Source organism: Nocardioides albertanoniae, from assembly GCF_006716315.1.
GTDB lineage: Bacteria > Actinomycetota > Actinomycetes > Propionibacteriales > Nocardioidaceae > Nocardioides > Nocardioides albertanoniae.
Genome location: NZ_VFOV01000001.1, coordinates 26,644 through 45,757, shown reverse-complemented (window position 1 = coordinate 45,757; position 19,114 = coordinate 26,644). Strand labels below are relative to the sequence as shown.

Sequence of the window (19,114 nt, the reverse complement as noted above, 5' to 3'; positions counted from 1 at the left end):
GGATGGGTCAGGTGGCGGCGCTGATCGGCTCGGCGGGCGCCGTCTCGGTCGTCGACGGGCGATCGCCGGCGCTGCGGCCGTCGACCCCGGGAGAGACCAGGAGACGTTGGGCGCCGGCGAGCACCAGGTCGATCGCGACCGCGAGCGCGGCGAGCACGATCGCGCCCGCGACCACCTGGTCGTACTGCAGCGTCGCCAGGCCGTCGAAGAGATAGCGGCCGAGGCCGCCCAGCCCTGCGTACGCAGCGATGGATGCGGTCGAGACGACCTGGAGCGACGCGTTGCGCAGCCCTCCGATGAGGAGCGGCAGCGCGATCGGGACCTCGACGCGCCAGGCGATCTGCACCTCGGTCATGCCCACCCCGCGGGCCGCGTCGACGGTCTCGTCGGCGACCGATCGGATGCCTGCGTACGTCGAGGCGAGCACGGGCGGGATGGCGAGCACGACCAGGGCGATGGTCACCGGCACCAGTCCGATCCCGATCAGGCCGAGCGCGAGCATCAGCACACCGAGCGTCGGCAGCGCGCGGCCGGCGTTGCCGAGGTTGATGGCGACCAGGGCGCCGCGTCCGGTGTGGCCGATGAGCAGGCCGATCGGGAAGGCGATCACAGCGGCGATCAGCAGGGCCAGGGCCGTGTAGCCGAGATGCTCGAGGATGCGCTGCGGGAAGCCGTCGGGGCTCGCGAACGCCCAGTTGGTGGGGTCGAGCAGGTAGTCGAGGCTCATCGGGCACCCGCTCTCGCCCACGGAGTCAGCCCGCGCTGCACCACGACGATGAGCATGTCGGCGACGACCGCGAGCGCGACCGAGAGCACGAGCCCGATCACGATCGGGGGCAGGTAGAAGCCGAGCTGGAAGCCACGGGTGAAGAGCTGGCCGAGGCCGCCGATGCCGATCAGGGCGGCGACGCTGACCATGCTGACGTTGGCGACGGTCGCCACCCGCAGGCCGGTCAGGATGACCGGCATCGCCAGCGGCAGCTGCACAGAGAACCAGCGACGTGCGGGGCGATATCCCATCGCGGTCGCGGCCTGGAGGACGGTGGTGTCGACGGCGTCGAGGCCGTCGGCGGTGGTGCGTACGAGCAGGGCCAGCGAGTAGAGCGTCAGGGCGATGACCACGTTGGTCGGGTCGAGGACGCTGGTGCCGAGAAGGCCCGGGAGGAGCAGGAGCAGCGCGAGCGACGGCACCGTGTAGACCACGCTTCCGGTGGTGAGCGCCAGGTGGCGCGCCGGGCGGTAGCGGTGCACCAGAGCACCCAGCGGTAGTGCCAGGAGGAAGGCGATCGCGACCGGGAGCAGAGCGAGCCAGACGTGCTCGACGAGTGCGGAGAGCACGTCGTCGAGGTTGGTCTCGAGGTAGTGCCAGAGCTCGGTCATTCGGAAGCCTTCGCGGGAGGCGGGTTGTCGGAGTGTGCCGTGGCCGGCGTCGCCACGACGAGGGCGGTCAGCCGCTCACGCTGCCGTGCGCGTACGTCGCCGGCGATGTCCTCGAGCAGGACCAGGCCGTCGGCGCGGCCGTCGGCGTCGACCCGCACGGCGGCGCCGGCGGGCGAGAGGATGACCAGGTCGGTGACGGCTCGCAGGCTCGCTCCGTCGCTGAAGCTGCCCTCGGTGGGCAGGAGCCCCTCGGCGCCGCGCCAGCCGAGCGGGCGACCGTCGGCGTCGGTCTCGAGCCTGAGGCCGTCGACCTCGTGGTCGGTCGGCTTGAGCGCGATCTGGTCGCCGTCGGCGAAGGAGAGGCCCCGGAAGCCGCGGTCGCGACCGACGAGCGAGGCCACGAAGTCGTCGGCCGGGGCGGCAAGGAGGTCGGCGGGCGAGGCGAACTGGGCCAGCCTGGCGCCTTCGGCGAAGACCGCGACCTCGTCGCCCAGACGGATCGCCTCGTCGATGTCGTGGGTGACCAGCACGATCGTCTTGCCGAGCTCGCCCTGGAGTCGGAGCAGCTCCTGCTGGAGGTCGTCGCGCACGACCGGGTCGACGGCAGAGAACGGCTCGTCCATGAGCAGCACCGGCGGGTCGGCCGCGAGCGCACGGGCGACGCCGACGCGCTGCTGCTGCCCGCCCGAGAGCTGAGCCGGGTAGCGCTTGGCCAGGGTGGCCGGCAGCCCGACGCGCTCGAGCAGGCCGAGCGCCGCCTGGCGTGCCTCGCGTCGGGTGGTGCCCTGCAGGACCGGCACGGTTGCGACGTTGTCGAGCACCGTGCGGTGCGGGAACAGTCCTGCGCCCTGGATGACGTAGCCGATCTCTCGGCGCAGCTGGGCCTCCGGTCGGGTGGTGACGTCGTCACCGTCGATCAGGATCCGGCCCGAGGTCGGCTGGATCATCCGGTTGATCATCCGCAGCGCCGTCGTCTTGCCGCAGCCCGAGGGCCCCACGAAGACCGTGATCTGCCCGGTGCCGACCTTCATGGAGAGGTCGTCGACGGCCACGGTGCCGTCGGGATAGCGCTTGGTGACGCCGTCGAACTCGATCACAGCCACCGCTCCCGTCTCTCGTCCGTCACCCGAGGGTGCCGCTGCACAACTTCCGCAGCCTGCCAGATCAGGCCGGAGAACCGGAACATCTTAAGCAGAGCGGACACATCAAGCAGCGTGGCAACGATGACTTTCATTCCTCCAGCGGGCGCAACTCGTCGGCGTAGGAGACCGAGACGCGGCGCATCACGCCGTCGTCGCTGATGGAGTACTGCCCCATCCGCCACAGCGGCGGCGAGTAGGCATGGATCGATACGGAGCCGTCGACCGCGCCGCTCATCCGGTGGATGTGGTCGGGGCCGAACCCGAAGCTGCGCCCCGAGCCGACCTCGCGCCGCACGGGGTCGCCGCCGAACCTCGGCTGCTGCTCGAAGACCGAGCCACGGGTGACGGCGACCGCGCCGGAGGAGATGTCGTGGTCGTGCCAGCCGGTGTCGTCGACGGTGTTCCAGCACAGCAGCCAGACGTCGATGTCCTTGTCCCGGTAGAGCGAGACGTAGTGGCGTCCGCCGGTGTCGTGGCGCACGAGGTGGTGCCAGAGGTCGGGGCGCTCGGCGAGACGGTCGACCCAGTCCCGGAGCTCGCCAGGAGCGAGCGTACGTCCGGCGAGGTCGGGGAGGTCGACGGCGTTCAGCACGGTGTCGACGGTCGGTTCGGTGATGGTCATCGGTCTCCTCCGTTGAGCAGGTGGTGTGGGTTGGCGACGAAGATCGCGTGGCTCAGGGCGGCGCCGAGGTCGGGGTCGGTCGCCTCGGCGTAGGGCCGGTCCGAGCCGTTGACCAGCGGGTCGACGCCGACGACGCGCGAGAGGGCGTCGATCGCCTGGGTGCCGTAGGACGAGGTCTCGTAGTAGACGTGCCGGTCGATCGCGCCGAGGCTCCCGCCTCGTTGGGCGAGCCGCTCGTGGTGCAGCGGAGCGAGCCCGGCCAGGCCCACGAACGCGATCCGGAGGGTCGGCAGCAGCGACCTGCCCGCGACATGCCAGGCGTGCCATGCGGCGCTCTGCTGGGCGACGTACGACGTCAGGGCGGGCCACCACGCCGGCTGCTCCGCCGTGGTGCCGGTGCGGGTGGTCGGGGCCGGTCCGGGGTGCACCAGCACGGGCAGGCCGGCCTGCTCGGCCACAGCGAGCACCGGGGTGAGCGACTCGACGGCGGCCGGTGTCGCCAACGCGGTCGCGGGCACCTGGAGACCATGGATGCGGTCGTGCCCGAGGGTCTCTGCGAGACCGTCGAGGTCGGGCTGGACCAGTGCCGGTGAGGCCCAGAGACCGAAGCCGGCAGGCAGGTCGTCGGCGAGACCGTGCCAGGCGTCGAGCAGGTCCTGCGCATCGTCCGGCGCAAGCGTCTCGATGCCCAGCGGGCTGGAGAGGGAGAGCAGCGTGAGCCCGCTCTCCTGCTCCGCGCGACGGGCGAGGTCGTGGGTGGCCGGGTCGACTGCGAAGGGTGCCTCGCCGTCGGTGTGAAGCGTCCAGCCGTCGAGGTGGGGCGGCTCGCGCCGACGGCGCAGCTCCTCGATCATGGCCGGTGGCCACAGATGCTGATGCAGGTCCACCGTGCCTTTCATGATGTAAGTCAATCTCTTTAGTGCAAATTAAGCAAGATGTGGGTTTCCCGTCCGTGACACGATGGCGAGATGAGCGACCAGAACACCCAGATCCTGCTCCGTGCCCGCCCGGTCGGCGAGCCGACCGCCGACGACTACTCGATCGTCACCACCGAGGTGCCGACGCCCGGAGACGGAGAGGTGCTGCTGCGCACGAGATATCTCTCGCTCGACCCCTACATGCGCGGCCGGATGAGCGATGCGAAGTCGTACGCAGCGCCGACCGAGATCGGCGACGTGATGCCCGGCGCCACGGTGGCCGAGGTCGTCGAGTCGCGCGACCCGTCGCGTGCGGTGGGCGATGTCGTGCTGGCCTACGGCGGCTGGCAGGGCTACTCGGTGGCCCCGGCCAAGCAGACCAGGCCGCTCGACCCGGACGCGGCACCGATCTCCACCGCCCTCGGAGTGCTCGGCATGCCTGGCTTCACCGCGTACGCCGGACTGACCCAGATCGGCCAGCCCAAGCCCGGTGAGACCGTCGTGGTGGCCGCCGCGACCGGGCCGGTCGGAGCGACCGTCGGGCAGATCGCGAAGATCCTCGGTTGCCGCGCGGTCGGCATCGCCGGCGGCCCGGAGAAGGTCGCCCACCTCGACGAGCTCGGCTTCGACGCCGCCCTCGACCACCGTGCGCCCGACTTCAAGGAGCAGCTGAAGGCGGCAGTGCCCGACGGCATCGACGTCTACTTCGAGAACGTCGGCGGGCACGTGTGGGACGCGGTGCTGCCGCTGCTCAACAAGTTCGCCCGAGTGCCGGTCTGCGGTCTCGTCGCGCACTACAACGACACCTCGGCGCCGGAGGGCCCCAACCGCGCACCCGCGCTGATGAGCAACATCCTCACCAGGTCGCTGCTGATCCGGGGGTTCATCCAGGACGAGTTCGCCGCCGACCACCAGCGCAACTTCCTCACCCAGGCCGCCGGCTGGATCGCCGACGGCAAGCTTCGCTATCGCGAGGACGTCACCGAGGGGCTCGAGAACGCTCCCGAGGCGTTCAACCGGATGTTGCGGGGGCAGAACTTCGGGAAGACCGTGATCAAGGTCAGTTGAGTGCTGGTGTCACTCAGCCAGTGACACAGGGTCTGGGAGCTCCGCCCATGCATCATCACCTGCAAGAGCCCGTAGGAACTCGTCAATCTCCTCCGGCAGTGCAGCCGCCGAGTCCGGGAAGCTGTCAACGCACAGGTCGACGATTCGGTCGAACAGCGGTTCCTCCGGGACAGCAGAAGGTGTAGCGCTCGGTTGGCTGGACTCGGGCGTGGTCGTGGGGACGATGGTCGGGTACATGACTCGCACCGCCGCCTCACACTTCTCCTCGACTGTGGGCTCTTCGGGCTCCTCCGTGACCGGCGGATCGGTCGGCGTCGGGGTGGGAGTAGGCGTAGGCGTTGGGGTTGTGCTCCCCTGATCCCCGCCGTTGTTCTCCTCCTCACCCTTCTCCTCATCGCTGACATCCGCCGACTCCGACGGCTCCGGACCCTTGCTGTCCTTGAGCGTCGCCTCCGGCATCTCCGGGGCCGGCGCAGCCTTGGGCGTCTCGCTCGGTGCCGGGGCGGCCGGCTTGTCGGCGCGCACGGTCTTGGGAGGCAGCGGGGAAGCCGTGGGCTCGACCGTCGAGGGCGTTCCACCGTCGACGACCGCCGAGCCGGGGAACTCGCCGTTGCGATACTTCTCGGCGATCTGCAGCACCGTGTCGACGTACGTCTGGCTCTGGTTGTAGCGGAAGACGGCGGTGCGGGCGCCGGCGTCGGTGCTGACGTCTTCGGTGCCGGCGCAGAGGTAGGCGGCGCCCGCGACCGCGGCGTCGTCGATGTCTTGCGGGTCGCGGCGGTTGTCGCCGTCGCCGTCGGCCCCGGCGTAGGTCCAGGTCGAGGGGAGGAACTGCATCGGGCCGACCGCACGGTCGTAGACGGTGTCGTGGTCGTAGAGGCCGCGGTCGGTGTCGCGGATCTCGGCGCGCCCGTCCTTGCCGTCGAGCGCCACGCCGATGATCGCCGGCTCGGCGGTGCCGTTGGGGCCGAGCTCGCTGCCGCCGTGGCGACCGTGGTTGCTCTCGACCATGCCGATCGCGGCGACCAGCGCCCAGTCGATGCGGCACGAGGTATCGGCGTCGTTGAGCACCGTGGACGAGCGCTGGTAGGCGGCCAGGGCGACCGGCGGGATCGACAGCTCCGATGCATCGGCGGCCAGCTTCACGGAGTCGGCCGTGGTCAGGTCTCGCACGCCGCCCATCGAGCCCGCGACGCCGAGCGGGTCCTGCAGCGCGCCCGGGTCGGGCAGACCGGGGTGCCGGCCGGTGTCGAGCCGGCCCTCCTCGGGGGCCATGACGGCGAAGGTGGCGATCAACGCGACAGCGGCGACGACTCGGGGCCCGATGCCCGCGAGCGCCGTCATCCAGACATGCCGCGATGCCTTGCTCACGCCGATTCTCACCTCATCCACCGCGTGGCGTACGTGTGCCGTAGTCCGAGGGTACCCAGGTCGGTCAGTCCACCGCCTGACAATAAGAAATCCGGTGCTTGCCGGAAAGAGACCTCAATAATTGGGCATCTTGCGTTGGGTTGGAGTTATCCAACGCGCTGCCTGGGCTCAGCCCGCACCTGTCACGGTGGTGGGCATGCCTGAACCGATGAGGCCTGAACCGATGAGGCCTGCGCGGGTGCGTCCATGGATGGTGCCGTTGGTCGCGGCCGGCGGGTGGGGCGTCGGTTTCCTCCCGCAGCTCGTCAACCCGCAGCCTCTCCTGCTCGCCCCGATGGTCGCCGAGCTGGTCTCGTTCACGCTGCTCGCCGCCGCGCTCGGCGGTCTCACGGCCGGCCTGCTGCCCGGTCGGCGACTGCTCGGTGCGACGCTGGCGAGCATCGGTGTCGCGGCTGCCGCCCTGGTCGGGATCTCGCTCGGCGCCGGCCCGGGGGCGGGCAACCAGGCGATGCTCCTCAACATGGTCGCGATCGCCGGGGTCACCACTCTCGTCGGCCTCGGGGCGGGGCTCGCCGCGAGCCTGGGGCCCTGCGTGCTGCGTGCTCCGATGCTGGCCGCGCCGGCCGTCTGCACACCTGCCTGGCTCGACGGCGTGCTCCCCGGCGACCTGCCGTCGTCGGTCCTCAACGCCCTGCTGGCGGCCGCGCTGGTGACCGTGCTCGTGACCTCCGTACGCCGCGGTGTCGATGTGGTCGCCTGGCTGCCCGCGTGGATCCTGGGCTGGGCGATGCAGACCCTGCTCACGGTGCTGGTCGCCGTCGGGGTGCTGGTGCAGGAGGGCCGCTCGGTCGACATCGGCCTGCTCTCCTCCCACCTGGTCTACTTCCACGAGCGCTGGAACGAGCCCGCCGTGCACTACCCGGCCGGCTGGGCGCTGGCCGGTGTGCTGGCATCGGTGTTGGTGGCGTGGAAGCTGCGTGACACTCTTCGGGGGTGAAACGCACTCTCGTCACCGGTGGCACCCGCGGCATCGGCGCCGCCATCGCTCGTCGGCTCGCCGCCGACGGCCACTCGCTGGTGCTCGGCTATCTGGCCGACTCCGAGGCGGCCGCGTCGACGCGTGACTCGGTGCGGGAGCTCGGAGCCGCCTGCGAGATCGTGCGCGCCGACATCACCACCGACGCCGGCATCGCCGAGCTGTTCGAGGCCGCCGGCCCGATCACCGGCGTGGTCAACAACGCCGGCGCGACCTACCGCTACGCGCCCCTGGTCGACACGCCTGCCGACGAGATCCGGACGACGTACGCCGTCAACCTGGTCGGCCCGACGCTGGTCGCCCGCGCGGCGGTGGCTGCCATGACCGGTGCGGGAGGCGTGATCGTCAACATCTCCTCGGGCGCCGCCACGCTCGGCTCGCCGGGTGAGTACGTGCACTACGCCGCCGCGAAGGCAGGCATCGACGCTCTTACGAAGGGGCTCGGGCTCGAGGTCGCGAGCCTGGGGATCCGGGTGGTCGCGGTCGCGCCCGGGCTCACCGAGACCGACCTGCACGCCTCCACCGGCGACCCCGACCGGATCGAGCGGATGGCGCCGCAGATCCCGCTCGGTCGCGCGTCCTCACCCGACGAGGTCGCGGAGGCGGTCGCGTGGCTGATGAGCGAGAAGGCCGGCTACGTCACCGCGACGACGCTGCGGGTGGCCGGCGGCCGGTGATGTGCTTGCCCACGGCCGCGGCGAACCGGATCGGGTAGGCGGCGTTGAGCACATGGCCGGCCGTCGCCCACACCTCGACGGTCGCGCCGGGCATCAGCCGGGCGCGCTGAGCTGCCTTGTCCGGGGCGTGGACGCGGCTGCGCCCGCCGATCAGCGCCAGCACCGGCACCGCGACCCCTGCCAGGTCGTCGTCGGTGAGGCCGGACGGAGGCGGCAGCCGCAGCCCGAAGGTGTCGAACGCCGCCATGGCGAGGACGGCGTCCGGATCGTCGGCGTCCGAGGGGCCGAGGCCGATGATGGTGTCGAACATCCAGCGGCGCACGGAGCTCGGCAGGAACCGGATCGAGGAGCCGATGCCGAGCGCCAGGAAGGTCGGGCTGAGCCGGGCGAAGACGCTCGGCGGATCGATGACAGTCAGCGAGCGGAACCGCTCCGGGGAGCGTACGGCCGTCTGCAGGCCCAGCCAGCCACCGAGGCTGGCTCCGATCACGTGCGCGCCCTCCGGGGCGAGGGCTTCGAGCGCCTCCGTGAACCAGCGGGTCGCGTGGTCGGCGTGCTTGATGGGTGCGGTCTGGCGGCTCGCCCCGGCCTGGCCGATCGGCTCGACGGCGACCACCGGATGGCCGAGGCCGGCCAGGTCGTGGAGGTGGTCCCACCACATCGGGGTCGCCGCGCCGCTGCCGGGCAGGAGGACGATCGGGACGTCGTCGGCGTCGCCGAACCAGTAGGCCCGTAGGCGTCCATAGCTCGTCTCCACGTCCTGCACCCGCATCGGCGGCATCTTCTCGAAGGCGGCCGAGTAGGCCTCCGCGAACCGCGCGAACGACTCCTGGTCGCGGAAGTGCCCGACGTCGCGGGGCCCGCCGATGTTGTGGCTTCCGAGATCCATCCGTCTCCTTCGAGCTCTGTCCCTTTCGGGCCGGCCGTGTCCGAGGAGGATGCCAGATCTGTACGCCCCTGGGTAAAGAATTTTCATACTCCGCGATCCGGGACTCCCCGCTCGTGTCGCGTGCGACGGCCTTGGTCGATGACACACAATCGATGTATGAGGCCCCAGGTCGTCGCGCATCGCGGCGCCAGTCATGACATCGCCGAGCACACCCTGGCCGCGTACGTCGCAGCGCTCGACGCGGGCGCCGACGCCCTGGAGTGCGACGTACGTCTGACGATGGACGGACACCTCGTCTGCGTCCACGACCGTCACCTGCGTCGTATCGGCGCCCAGGGGCTGGTCTCGGAGATGACGCTCGCCGAGCTGCAGGCGATCGACTTCGCGGCGTGGAAGGGCGATGTCCGCTCCGGGGTCACGGTCGATCCGGACCCCGACATGCGTGGCGTGCTGACCCTGCACCGGCTGCTGCGGACCGTCCACGACTACGACCGCCACGTCGAGGTGGCCATCGAGACCAAGCACCCGACCCGCTACGGCGGGCTGACCGAGGGCCGGCTCGTCGACGTGCTCGGTGACTTCGGCTGGGCCGGCCCGGGCGGTCCGGTGCGGGTGATGAGCTTCTCGTTCACGGCGCTGCAGCGCGTCGAGAGACTGGCCCCCGGCGTACCTCTCGTGCAGCTCGTCGACCGCGCCGCCAACTGGTCGCTCCTGCGGCATGTGATCGGTGAGGACTGGTGGCTCGGCGCGGGCATCGACATGCTCACCGCGCACCCCAAGCTCGCCCGGAGGCTGGCGCAGAAGGGCCGCAACCTCCACGTCTACACCGTCAACACCGAGGAGCAGCTCAAGCTCTGTCTCGACCTGCAGGTGCAGTCGTTGATCACCGACCGGCCGGGGTTCCTGCTGGGGCTGCTGGGGCGCTGAGCGGGGGTGTAACACGTCGTTCGTAGGACCATCCGGTCGTTTCGATAGGGCGAGTAGTACTACGAACGACGTGTTACCCGGGGCGGGAGCTCGGCAGGTTAGGGTTTGGCCGTGGCCAAGAAGTCCCGAGTGAAGAACCGTCAGGCGGCTGCGGCCCCGGCGGACGGTCCCAACCCGCGCGCGGCGTGCCCGTGCGGGTCCGGCAAGCGTTACAAGGCGTGCCACGGTGCTGCCGGCGGCGCCTTCGTGGGGCGCCCGTTCGAGGGCCTGCCCGGCGAGTGCGACCTGGTCGCGCTGCGCGAGCTGGTGCCCTCGGCGACGGTGTCGCTCCAGGTGAAGGGCCACGAGTCGACGCCGGTGACCCTGGGTACGCTGCTGCCCGGCGCGGCGCCGGCGATGTCGCGTGACTCGGGCGAGGTCTGGGCCGGGCTGCAGGTGCAGCACAACTACGGCGACGTCTCGCGTGACGTCGCGGCCGCGCTGCTCCTCGCTCTGGAGGCGCGTGCCGCGGGCGAGTCCGGCATCTTCGGTCTCACCGCCGCTCCGGGCGACGGCCCCCGGCTGCAGGACCTGGTGGCCGACTCCGAGCTGGCCGTCACCGTCCACGAGGGCTTCGACTGGTGGATCGCCGACGTCGAGGACAAGGCCGACCTGGAGCACGCACTCGAGCACGCCAACGAGTCGGTGCTGCCGACCGCCCGCCTGACCTCCGTCGAGGCCGCCTACTGGACCTCGGTCGGCTCCAAGGAGCACCTGCGCTGGGTGATGCCCGAGCCCGAGGACGCCCTGCTCACCGCCCTCGCGCGACTGCATGTGGCCGGCGACGACGTGATCGTTCCCGACGCCCGTTTCGTCGGCATGTTCCGTGCCCACGGTCTGCTCGCACCCGTCTGGGACCTGCCGGTCGGCACCGGCGCCGAGGCGCTCGAGGAGCCGGCGGTGGCGTTCAAGAAGCTGCTCGACGACGCCCTCGCCGACGACTCCGAGATCACCCCCGAGGTGCGCTCGGCCCGCGCCGGGCTCGCCAACCGTCAGGTCACCATCCGCTGAACCCCGCTGGTCGAAGGCCACTCCGTTCAGACCTCGGAGCCGCTAGGCGGAGGCGTGTCGAGACCAACACATCCCGTGTCGCGCTCGATGGGAACGTGTTGGTCTCGACACGCTCGCTGGCGCTCGCGGCTCGACCAGCGGGTTACTGCTCCACCGGCATCCAGAGCTCACACGACGCGTACGTCTCGGTGAGCTCGAGGTAGCGCAGCACCGACGGGCCCGGGCGGAGTCGCCACGGGTTCGACGGGAACCAGTCGGTGGCGGTCGCGGCCCAGAGCTTCTGCAGCGCCTCCGGGTGCGGCCCTCGGGATGCGAAGACGGCCCAGGATCCGGCCGGCACCGTGATGGTGTCGAGGTCGCCGACCTCGACGGTCGAGCTGACCGCGACGCCGTGGAGATAGGTCAGCATCGACCCTTCGACGGCATCGGGCTCCTGGTCGGCGGTCACCGCGAGGATGCCGCGCGGGTCGGTGTCGTTGAGCGCCTTGAGCCGCTGGTGCTCCTCGGGTGCGATCGAGGCGACGTGAGCCTGGATGTGCGGGTTGGTGCCCTCGTAGATCAGCGGCACCTTCGCGGCGTGGCCGACCAGCCTGAGCTCGGGCATGTCGTTGATGGTGACGTCCATCGGGACGCTCCCTTCGACGCTCAGACGGAACCTGAGCGTGGGTTGTGTGCGTAGCGGACCACCCGAGCGGCGTACGTCGGCGGGAGCCGTTCCGTGCACGGCACGGAACGCGCGCCCGAACGCCTCGGTCGAGCCGTAGCCGTAGCGCACCGCGACCTCGAGGAGGTCGGGCGCACCGGCCACCAGGTCGGCCGCGGCCAGGGTCATCCGGCGGCGGCGCAGGTATTCCGAGAGCGGCATCCCGGCCAGGGCCGAGAACATCCGGCGCAGGTGATACTCGGTGGTGCCGTGCTCGCGAGCGAGCCGGGCCACGTCGACCTCACCGGTCAGCTCGGTCTCGACGAGCTCGACCAGGGTGTTGAGCGTGCCGATCATGTGGTCCTCCTTTCGCCATCAAGCCTCGCCGGTGGCTGCCGGTCGGCGCCCGACCATTCTGGCCGGGTTCGATCGGGTTCGATCGGGTTCGATCGGGTGCGATCCGGGCTGGAGGCCCCACGGGGTCAGTCGGACTTCGCGGCCCGCAGACGGAAGGCGTGCAGGCGCGAGTAGCCCTTGACGCTGGCCCGCCGCATCTTCTGGGTCTCGAAGCCCTCGAGCCCGTCGAGCACGGTGGCGGAGCTCTGGTCGATCACCACCGACGAGGGGCGGGCGAGGGTCGTGAGGCGGGCGGCGATGTTGACCGTCGGGCCGAAGGCGTCGCCGAGCCGGAGCACGACGTCTCCGAACGCGATCCCAGCTCTGACGTTCGGGAACGCGTTCTCGTCGTCGTCGCCGAGCGCGGCCAGCTCGAGCGCGGTCCGGGCGGCCGCCTCGACGTCCTCGAAGGTGAAGAACACTCCGTCGCCGAGGTATTTGATGATCCGGCCGCCGTTCTCGACGACGACACCGGAGCAGGTGTCCTCGAACTCCTCGACCCAGTCGACGAGCTCCTTGTCGCTGAGCCGTTTGGACCGTGCGGTGTAGCCGACGATGTCGACGAAGCCGACCGCCAGCGGCACCGCGGTCGAGTCGGCGACGGTGAGCATCCGGCGGGCCGCACTGACCAGGTGGCGCCGCCACACGTAGTCCTGCAGCGATTCGACCAGCGGCAGCACCTGGCCGGCGAGACCGACCAGATCCTCGACCTCGTCACCGCCACGATCGCGCGCGACCTCTGCCAGCAACGAGGTCTGCCACTCGGCCAGGCGCGCGTAGGAACGCCCCCACGTGCGTACGAGCGCAGCCCGCCGATCCTCGCTGAGCACCCCGAGGCGTACGAGCTCCTCGGTCATCCGCAGCGCCTCGACGTCGGCGTCGGTGAACGCGACCTCGTCCTCGCCGGTGTGCGGGAAGCCGAGGTGGTGCCAGAGGTCTTCGGCGACGTCCATGGGTACGCCGACGGTCGAGGCGACATCGACGCGAGTCAGGTGCGGTGTCTGGCCGAGGACGAACGACTCGACGACGGAGAGGGCCTCGGCCAGCTCGATGTCAGCCTCGCGGCTGCGGAGCTCGTCGGGGCCGTCCTCGGTCTCCTCCGAGCCCGACTCTCCAGCGTGGTCGTCGAGGGTCAGGACTCGAACCTCTCCTTGGCGACCTTCTCCAGGGCCTTGGCGAACGACGGCATCTCGACGGAGAGCTGCTGCAGCGTCGCGGAGCTGAGATGGATCAGGTCGAGCGGGGTGAGGGCGACGATCGAGGCGGTGCGCAGCGAGCCGCGCAGGATCGCCGCCTCGCCGATGATGTCACCGGGACCGCACTGGGCGATCTCTTCCTTCTCGCGGCGCACGGAGACGGTGCCGTCGAGAATGATGTAGGCCTTGTCCGGCGGGGTGTCCTCCCAGATCGGCGACCAGCCTTCCGGCAGGTGCACGCGGGTGCCGGTGGCGCTGATGTGCGCGATCTCCTTGGGGGAGAACATGGAGAAGAACGACTCGCTCACGAGGGTTTCCTTCGGTCGGCTGTGGGGTGGCTGCCGCGATGTGACGGCGGTTACAGGGTTGAACGATGCTGGTCGGCGGGGGTTACCCGCGGGTTACCCCAACTACTAGTGCAGCAACTTAGCGCAACGGTTCCCGGTCGATCGGGCAACTCATGCACCGGGGACCGCCCCGGCCGGATCCCAGCTCGGCGCCGGCGATCGCGATGACCTCGATCCCGGACGCCTCGAGGGCCGAGTTGGTCTGGGTGTTGCGCTCGTAGCCGACGACCACGCCCGGTGCGAGCGCGAGGGTGTTGTTGCCGTCGTCCCACTGCTCGCGCTCGGCGGCGACCGGATCGAGCCCGGTGTCGACGTGATGCAGCTTGTCGATGCCCATCGCCTCCGCCGCGACCTCCAGGAACGGACGAGGGCTGGCGATCTCCAGCCGGTCTCCGTCGCCCGACGCGGTGACGGCGTACGCCACCAGCGAGTCGACCGCGTTGGGGTAGATGACCATCTGGTCGGTGCTCACCAGCGTGGCGATCGTGTCGAGGTGCATGGTCGCGCGCTCCTGCGCGATCGGCACCGCGAGCACGGTGTGGGCCAGGCCCTCGGCGAAGACCTGGCGGGCGAGCCGCTCGGCACCCGCCGGCGTCGTACGCTCCCCGACACCGACGGCGACCACGCCGGGCGCGAGGAGGAGCACGTCGCCGCCCTCGACGTGCTCGAGGTGGGAGCCGTGCAGCCGCGGGCTCTCGCGGAAGCGCGGGTGGAACTCGTAGATCAGCTCGGTGAGCGCCGTCTCGCGCTTGCGGGCGGGCATCGCGAGGCTGGTGACCATGGCGCGGTCGCGGATCCACACCGACGAGTCGCGGGTGAAGAGCAGGTTGGGGAGCGGGTCGATCAGGAAGTCGTCGTGGCCCAGCAGGCTGGTCACCAGGCCGTGGCCGCCGCGCACCTCGTCGTTGCGGATGCCCGCGGTGAGGTGGTCGGTCAGCTCGGCCGGCCCGGCGTCGGCGAGAGCGCCGCTCAGGTAGTCGCGCAGGGTGTCGCCGAGAGTGAGAGCGCCGAGCACGTTGTCGAGAGCGAGCTTGCGAGCCTCCGGCACCTCGAGGGTCTCGGTGAGCAGGTCGGTCAGGTAGAGCACCTCGACGTCACGATCGCGAAGCGCGGCCGCGAAGGCGTCGTGCTCGTCCTGCGCCCGCTTCACCCACGGGATGCCGTCGAAGAGCAGCTTGTCGTTGTTGCGCGGTGTCAGCCGGGTCAGCTCACGACCTGGCCGGTGAAGCATCACCGTTCGCAGTCGTCCGACCTCGCTGTCAGCACCCAGTCTCACCATGGTGCTGAGACTAGCCCGGATGATGGACGGGGCGCGGGCCGGTGCCTGCCTACGCGAAGACTTCGACGAACGTCAGGATTCCGAGGGCCAGGCACACCACGGCACCGACGTAGTGGAGCACGTGCAGCTTGATGAATCGCAGCAGCGTACGCCCCAGCAGCACCGCGAGGCCCGACACGGTGAGCAGCGCCGCCCACGAGCCGACGAAGACCGCGACCGGCTCGTGGTAGCGGGCGACCAGCGAGACGCTCAGCAGCTGGGAGAGGTCGCCCCACTCGGCGGCGAAGAGCACCATGAAGCTCGCCAGCACCTGCCGGAAGCCGCGTACGTCCTTGGCCTTGTCGGCGAACTCGCTGGCGTCCTCCTCGGTCGCGGTGCCGTGGTGGCGACGCCCCTCGATGAACAGGAACACCGCACCGCCGAGGAAGAGCAGCGCCGCGACGACGTGGATCAGGGTGGTCGGCAGGAGCGTCGCCACGCCGCCGACCGCCACCGCGATCAGCGTCTGGACCCCGAACGCCACGCCGACGCCGATCCAGACGAAGAGCGGCCGGTATTTGGTCGAGAGCACCAGCGTCGCCAGGAAGGTCTTGTCGGGCAGCTCCACGACGAAGATCGCCGCGAAGGCGAGCGCGATGACCGTGATGTCCATCAGGTGTTCCGTTCCAGTTCTCTACGTCCGGCCCTCATCCTCGCACCTCCCTGTGGCGGTGAGGGCAGCTGCCTTCGCCTCGGTGAGCACGTCGATCGCCGGGCGCTCGAGCGCGACCGCGGCCGTGGCGACGTCGTCCCACTCCGGCTGGAGGTTGACGATCTCGCCGTCGAGCCGGGCCGCCTTGACCGCGATCGGCTGCCCGCCGACGGTCACGGTCAGCATCTCGCGGGGCAGGGCGTGCTTGACCACCTCGTGCTCGCGTACGCCGATCGTCGAGGTCTCGCGGAAGAACGCCCGCCGGACGGCGTCGGCGGTCGAGGCAGGGGTGAGAGCGTGGAGGGTGTAGGCCGGGCGGCCCTTCTTCATCAGGATCGGTGTCGCCCAGGCGTCGGCCGCGCCGGCGGCGAGGAGCGCGTCGATCGCTCCGGGCACGAGCCGCGGCTCGAGGTCGTCGATGTTGGCCTCGATGACGAGCTCGGTGGTGGGCGGGGGGCGGGATGCTGCCCCCTCACCGGCCAGCAGCCGGAGGACGTTCGACCAGCCCTCCGGATCCCTGCCGCCGGCGCCCACGCCGATCGCCCGGGTCGTCATCGCCGGCTGGTCGCCCCACGACGTGGCGAGGGCGGTGAGCAGCGCGGCACCGGTCGGGGTGCACATCTCCATCGTGGGGTGGCCGGGTGGTCCGGCGAAGGACGGCACGTCGGCGAGTAGCCGTGCCACCGCCGGCGGTGGCACCGGGAGGGTGCCGTGGGCGGCGGTGACCGAGCCGGAGCCGACGGCGACCGGCGAGACGACGACCTCGGTGGCGCCGAGGTGCACGATACCCGCGCACACCCCGACCACGTCGGCGATCGCGTCGAGGGCGCCGACCTCGTGGAACCCGACGTCGTCGGGCGAGATCCCGTGCACCGCTCCCTCGGCGACCGCCAGGCGTTCGAAGACCTGGAGCGCCAGGTCGCGGACCCGTCCGTCGAGCGCGGCCGCCTCCAGGAGCCGGCGCACGTCGGGCCACGTGCGGTGATGGACCGAGTCGGCGATCGAGACATGGCAGCGAGTGGCTGCCAGAGCGCCGCGGCGTACGGGCTCGGCGGTGAGACCCACGGGCTCGGGCGCGACGGCGTCGACCGCGGAGGCGATCACCGGCAGCGGCACGCCCGCCTCGACCAGCGCGCCGAGCAGCATGTCTCCGGACGCCCCCGCCGACGCGTCGACCCAGACGACGCTCATCGGGCTCATCGAGCTCGCCGGGCGATCCGGGCGGCGGCGACCCCGGCGCCGTAGCCGTTGTCGATGTTGACCACGCTCACCCCCGGGGCGCACGAGTTGAGCATCGCCAGCAGCGCGGCCAGGCCGCCGAAGGAGGCGCCGTAGCCGACCGATGTCGGCACCCCGATCATCGGCACACCGACCAGCCCGCCGACCACCGAGGGCAACGCCCCTTCCATCCCGGCGACGACGACCAGGCAGTCGGCGGCGTCGAGCCGGTCGCGTACGGCCATCAGCCGGTGGATCCCGGCGACACCGACGTCGGTGACGGTCTCCACCTCGGCTCCGTGCACTCGGCAGGTGAGCGCCGCCTCGGCCGCGACCGGGAGGTCGGAGGTGCCGGCCGCCACCACGCAGACCCGGCCCCGAGGAGCCGGGAGCGGCCCGAGCGTGACCGCACGCGCCTCTTGGTCGAGAACGGCCTGCGGCAGTGCGGCCGCCACCGCCGCGGCCGCCTCGGCCGAGACCCGGGTGGCCATCACCGCGCGCGACGGGTGGGCGTCGTGGAGCCGGGCGAGGATCTCGACGACCTGCTCGGGCGTCTTGCCGTCGGCGAAGACGACCTCCGGGTCGCCGGTGCGGCTCTCCCGGTCGAGATCGACGCGAGCGAACCCGAGGTCGGCGATCGGCTCCTCAGCCCTGCCGGACATGCCGGGCACGCCGGTCAGAGCCGGGCCGGGTCGGCGGGATAGACCCCGAGCAGCTTCACCTCGGTGGTGAAGAAGGCCAGCTCCTCCAGGGCCCGCTTCAGCGGCGGCTGGTCGGGATGGCCGTCGACCTCGGCGAGGAACTGGGTGGCGATGAACTGCCCGTCGACCATGTAGGACTCGAGCTTGGTCATGTTGACGCCGTTGGTCGCGAAGCCGCCGAGCGCCTTGTAGAGCGCGGAGGGGAGGTTGCGTACGTTGAAGATGAACGAGGTCACCACCGGACCGTCGTCGGCGGGCGCCTGCACGAAGTCGGGCGAGAGCACGACGAAGCGGGTGGTGTTGTGGTCCTCGTCCTCGATGTCGGTGGCGAGCACGTCGAGCCCGTAGATCGAGGCGGCCAGCGGCGGCGAGATCGCGCCCATCGTCGGGTCGCCGGCCTCGACCACCTCGCGCGCGGCACCCGCGGTGTCGCCGGAGACGACCGGGGTGAAGCCGTGCTGACGGATGATGTCGCGGCACTGGCCGAGCGCGTGCACGTGGGAGTGGACCGTACGGATCTCGTCGAGGCGGCTCCCGGGAAGGCCCAGCAGGTGGAAGCGGATCCGGAGGAAGTGCTCGGCGACGATGTGCAGGTTGGAGGCGGGCAGGAAGTGGTGGATGTCGGCGACCCGGCCGGCGAGCGAGTTGTCGATCGGGATCATCGCCAAGCACGCCTCACCTGCCTCGACGGTGGCAAAGACGTCCTCGAACGACGCGCACGGCACCGACTCCAGCTCGGGGTAGTGCCGCTGGCACACCATGTGTGAGTTGGACCCTGGTTCGCCCTGATAGGCGATGCGACGTGGCTCTGACACAGCGACAGTCTAGATTCCCTCGGGTGCTTGCTCTTGGAATTCTCAGTCTGCTGACAGCCATCGCCGCCCTGGTGTTCGCCGGGGTCGGATGGCAGAAGCTGCAGGACGTACGCCGCAGCGGCTCCGCCTCGGTGGAGTCGTTGCCGACCGACGTCGCCGGGCTCCGGGCCGAGGTCGCGGCGTTGCGCGCCGAGACCGCGATGAACATGCGGCACGTCGCCGTGGTGCGGTTCGACGCGTTCGGCGATGCCGGTGGCCACCTGAGCTGGTGCCTGGCGATGCTCGACGACAACGGCGCCGGCGTGGTGCTCACCTCGATCCACGGCCGCACCGAGGCGCGGTCGTACGCGAAGAGCATCACCGACTGGAAGTCCTCGCAGCCGCTGTCGCCGGAGGAGAACGAAGCCGTCCAGCAGGCGAAGCCCGGCCGACGGCGATCGGGTGGAAATTCGGTCGAGAATGAGGTGGCGGAGGCCGAGAAGGTCGACTAAAAGAAGGCCGACACGCTCGGGGGTGGCGGGGGAACCGTGCCCGAGCGTGCCGGTTGATACCCGGGCTGCGGGTGGGACGGCCCGGGAGTCGACCACTGGTCGCGGGGGATATCCGACCAGTGTGTGCCTTGCAACGCCGCCGCCCGGTGTCAGGCTGACCCCGGGACAATGACGCCGACGCAGCTCTCGCCGCGTCGTAGGTCACACCATATGAACATTTACTGAGCGACAGGACATCTCTGTCCGTGGAATCCGCAG

Annotated in this window: 21 protein-coding genes; 6 read left to right on the top strand and 15 right to left on the bottom strand. The window is 70.8% G+C overall.

The genetic code is table 11. The annotated features are described in order from the left end of the window. Nucleotides 1-7: 7 nt before the first annotated feature. The 5 genes from FB381_RS00235 to FB381_RS00215 all read right to left on the bottom strand — a co-directional run bounded on the left by FB381_RS00235 (nucleotide 8) and on the right by FB381_RS00215 (nucleotide 4,043). Nucleotides 8-727 (bottom strand): ABC transporter permease, encoded by a 720-nt coding sequence (locus tag FB381_RS00235; protein WP_141778425.1) that lies wholly within the window; start codon nucleotides 725-727, stop codon nucleotides 8-10. Then, a complete protein-coding gene (locus FB381_RS00230) occupies nucleotides 724-1,380 on the bottom strand; it encodes an ABC transporter permease (RefSeq protein WP_141778424.1) in 657 nt (218 codons plus the stop codon). The genes FB381_RS00235 and FB381_RS00230 overlap by 4 nt, the downstream gene beginning before the upstream one ends. After that, nucleotides 1,377-2,483 (bottom strand): ABC transporter ATP-binding protein, encoded by a 1,107-nt coding sequence (locus tag FB381_RS00225; RefSeq protein WP_425465434.1) that lies wholly within the window; start codon nucleotides 2,481-2,483, stop codon nucleotides 1,377-1,379. Before FB381_RS00225 ends, FB381_RS00230 begins: the two co-directional genes overlap by 4 nt. Before the next feature lie 127 nt (nucleotides 2,484-2,610). Then, nucleotides 2,611-3,144 carry a cysteine dioxygenase gene (locus FB381_RS00220; RefSeq protein ID WP_141778423.1) on the bottom strand — a complete coding sequence of 178 codons (534 nt, stop codon included), beginning with the start codon at nucleotides 3,142-3,144 and terminating at the stop codon, nucleotides 2,611-2,613. Continuing rightward, a complete protein-coding gene (locus FB381_RS00215; protein WP_141778422.1) occupies nucleotides 3,141-4,043 on the bottom strand; it encodes an amidohydrolase family protein in 903 nt (300 codons plus the stop codon). Before FB381_RS00215 ends, FB381_RS00220 begins: the two co-directional genes overlap by 4 nt. A gap of 69 nt (nucleotides 4,044-4,112) precedes the next feature. Here FB381_RS00215 and FB381_RS00210 point away from each other — a divergent pair, with 69 nt between their 5' ends. Further along, nucleotides 4,113-5,129 (top strand): NADP-dependent oxidoreductase, encoded by a 1,017-nt coding sequence (locus FB381_RS00210; RefSeq protein ID WP_141778421.1) that lies wholly within the window; start codon nucleotides 4,113-4,115, stop codon nucleotides 5,127-5,129. Between the two features lie 9 nt (nucleotides 5,130-5,138). Here FB381_RS00210 and FB381_RS00205 read toward each other — a convergent pair whose 3' ends face one another. Next, the gene (locus FB381_RS00205) at nucleotides 5,139-6,500 is read right to left on the bottom strand and encodes a lytic transglycosylase domain-containing protein (protein WP_246087891.1); all 1,362 of its coding nucleotides are present in this window, start codon (nucleotides 6,498-6,500) and stop codon (nucleotides 5,139-5,141) included. Between the two features lie 238 nt (nucleotides 6,501-6,738). Here FB381_RS00205 and FB381_RS00200 point away from each other — a divergent pair, with 238 nt between their 5' ends. Further along, nucleotides 6,739-7,497: a hypothetical protein gene (locus FB381_RS00200; protein WP_141778420.1), complete on the top strand. Its 759-nt coding sequence runs from the start codon at nucleotides 6,739-6,741 to the stop codon at nucleotides 7,495-7,497. Continuing rightward, entirely contained in the window at nucleotides 7,494-8,213 is a 720-nt protein-coding gene (locus FB381_RS00195) for an SDR family NAD(P)-dependent oxidoreductase (RefSeq protein WP_141778419.1), read from the top strand. Before FB381_RS00200 ends, FB381_RS00195 begins: the two co-directional genes overlap by 4 nt. Here the strand turns inward: FB381_RS00195 and FB381_RS00190 are convergent. Beyond that, complete coding sequence (locus FB381_RS00190; protein ID WP_170225009.1) at nucleotides 8,176-9,102, bottom strand: alpha/beta fold hydrolase; 927 nt, start codon at nucleotides 9,100-9,102, stop codon at nucleotides 8,176-8,178. The two genes, FB381_RS00195 and FB381_RS00190, sit on opposite strands and share 38 nt — an antisense overlap. A gap of 156 nt (nucleotides 9,103-9,258) precedes the next feature. Between FB381_RS00190 and FB381_RS00185 the strand changes: the two genes are divergently transcribed. Further along, complete coding sequence (locus FB381_RS00185) at nucleotides 9,259-10,029, top strand: glycerophosphodiester phosphodiesterase family protein (protein WP_246087890.1); 771 nt, start codon at nucleotides 9,259-9,261, stop codon at nucleotides 10,027-10,029. A 111-nt stretch (nucleotides 10,030-10,140) separates the two neighbouring features. Continuing rightward, on the top strand, nucleotides 10,141-11,079 hold the full coding sequence (locus tag FB381_RS00180; protein WP_141778416.1) for a DUF5926 family protein: 939 nt from the start codon (nucleotides 10,141-10,143) through the stop codon (nucleotides 11,077-11,079). 142 nt (nucleotides 11,080-11,221) lie between these two features. Here the strand turns inward: FB381_RS00180 and FB381_RS00175 are convergent, their stop codons facing one another. From FB381_RS00175 to FB381_RS00140, 8 genes are all read right to left on the bottom strand, one after another. Further along, on the bottom strand, nucleotides 11,222-12,079 hold the full coding sequence (locus tag FB381_RS00175) for an AraC family transcriptional regulator (RefSeq protein WP_141778415.1): 858 nt from the start codon (nucleotides 12,077-12,079) through the stop codon (nucleotides 11,222-11,224). A 125-nt stretch (nucleotides 12,080-12,204) separates the two neighbouring features. Then, nucleotides 12,205-13,071, bottom strand: coding sequence for an adenylate/guanylate cyclase domain-containing protein (locus tag FB381_RS00170; protein WP_246087889.1), 867 nt, complete (start codon nucleotides 13,069-13,071; stop codon nucleotides 12,205-12,207). A 179-nt stretch (nucleotides 13,072-13,250) separates the two neighbouring features. Further along, a complete protein-coding gene (locus tag FB381_RS00165; RefSeq protein WP_141778413.1) occupies nucleotides 13,251-13,622 on the bottom strand; it encodes a cyclic nucleotide-binding domain-containing protein in 372 nt (123 codons plus the stop codon). 118 nt (nucleotides 13,623-13,740) lie between these two features. Next, nucleotides 13,741-14,940 carry an arginine deiminase gene (locus FB381_RS00160; RefSeq protein ID WP_141778412.1) on the bottom strand — a complete coding sequence of 400 codons (1,200 nt, stop codon included), beginning with the start codon at nucleotides 14,938-14,940 and terminating at the stop codon, nucleotides 13,741-13,743. A 49-nt stretch (nucleotides 14,941-14,989) separates the two neighbouring features. Beyond that, nucleotides 14,990-15,592, bottom strand: coding sequence for a TMEM165/GDT1 family protein (locus tag FB381_RS00155; RefSeq protein ID WP_141778411.1), 603 nt, complete (start codon nucleotides 15,590-15,592; stop codon nucleotides 14,990-14,992). A gap of 21 nt (nucleotides 15,593-15,613) precedes the next feature. Beyond that, entirely contained in the window at nucleotides 15,614-16,822 is a 1,209-nt protein-coding gene (larC, locus tag FB381_RS00150; RefSeq protein ID WP_141778410.1) for a nickel pincer cofactor biosynthesis protein LarC, read from the bottom strand. Nucleotides 16,823-16,827: 5 nt separating this feature from the next. Continuing rightward, on the bottom strand, nucleotides 16,828-17,511 hold the full coding sequence (larB, locus tag FB381_RS00145) for a nickel pincer cofactor biosynthesis protein LarB (RefSeq protein WP_141778409.1): 684 nt from the start codon (nucleotides 17,509-17,511) through the stop codon (nucleotides 16,828-16,830). 14 nt (nucleotides 17,512-17,525) lie between these two features. Continuing rightward, nucleotides 17,526-18,365, bottom strand: a complete 840-nt coding sequence (locus FB381_RS00140; RefSeq protein ID WP_141778408.1) for a prephenate dehydratase — start codon at nucleotides 18,363-18,365, stop codon at nucleotides 17,526-17,528. A 23-nt stretch (nucleotides 18,366-18,388) separates the two neighbouring features. Here FB381_RS00140 and FB381_RS00135 point away from each other — a divergent pair, with 23 nt between their 5' ends. Further along, nucleotides 18,389-18,856 carry a DUF4446 family protein gene (locus FB381_RS00135; RefSeq protein WP_141778407.1) on the top strand — a complete coding sequence of 156 codons (468 nt, stop codon included), beginning with the start codon at nucleotides 18,389-18,391 and terminating at the stop codon, nucleotides 18,854-18,856. Nucleotides 18,857-19,114: the final 258 nt, after the last annotated feature.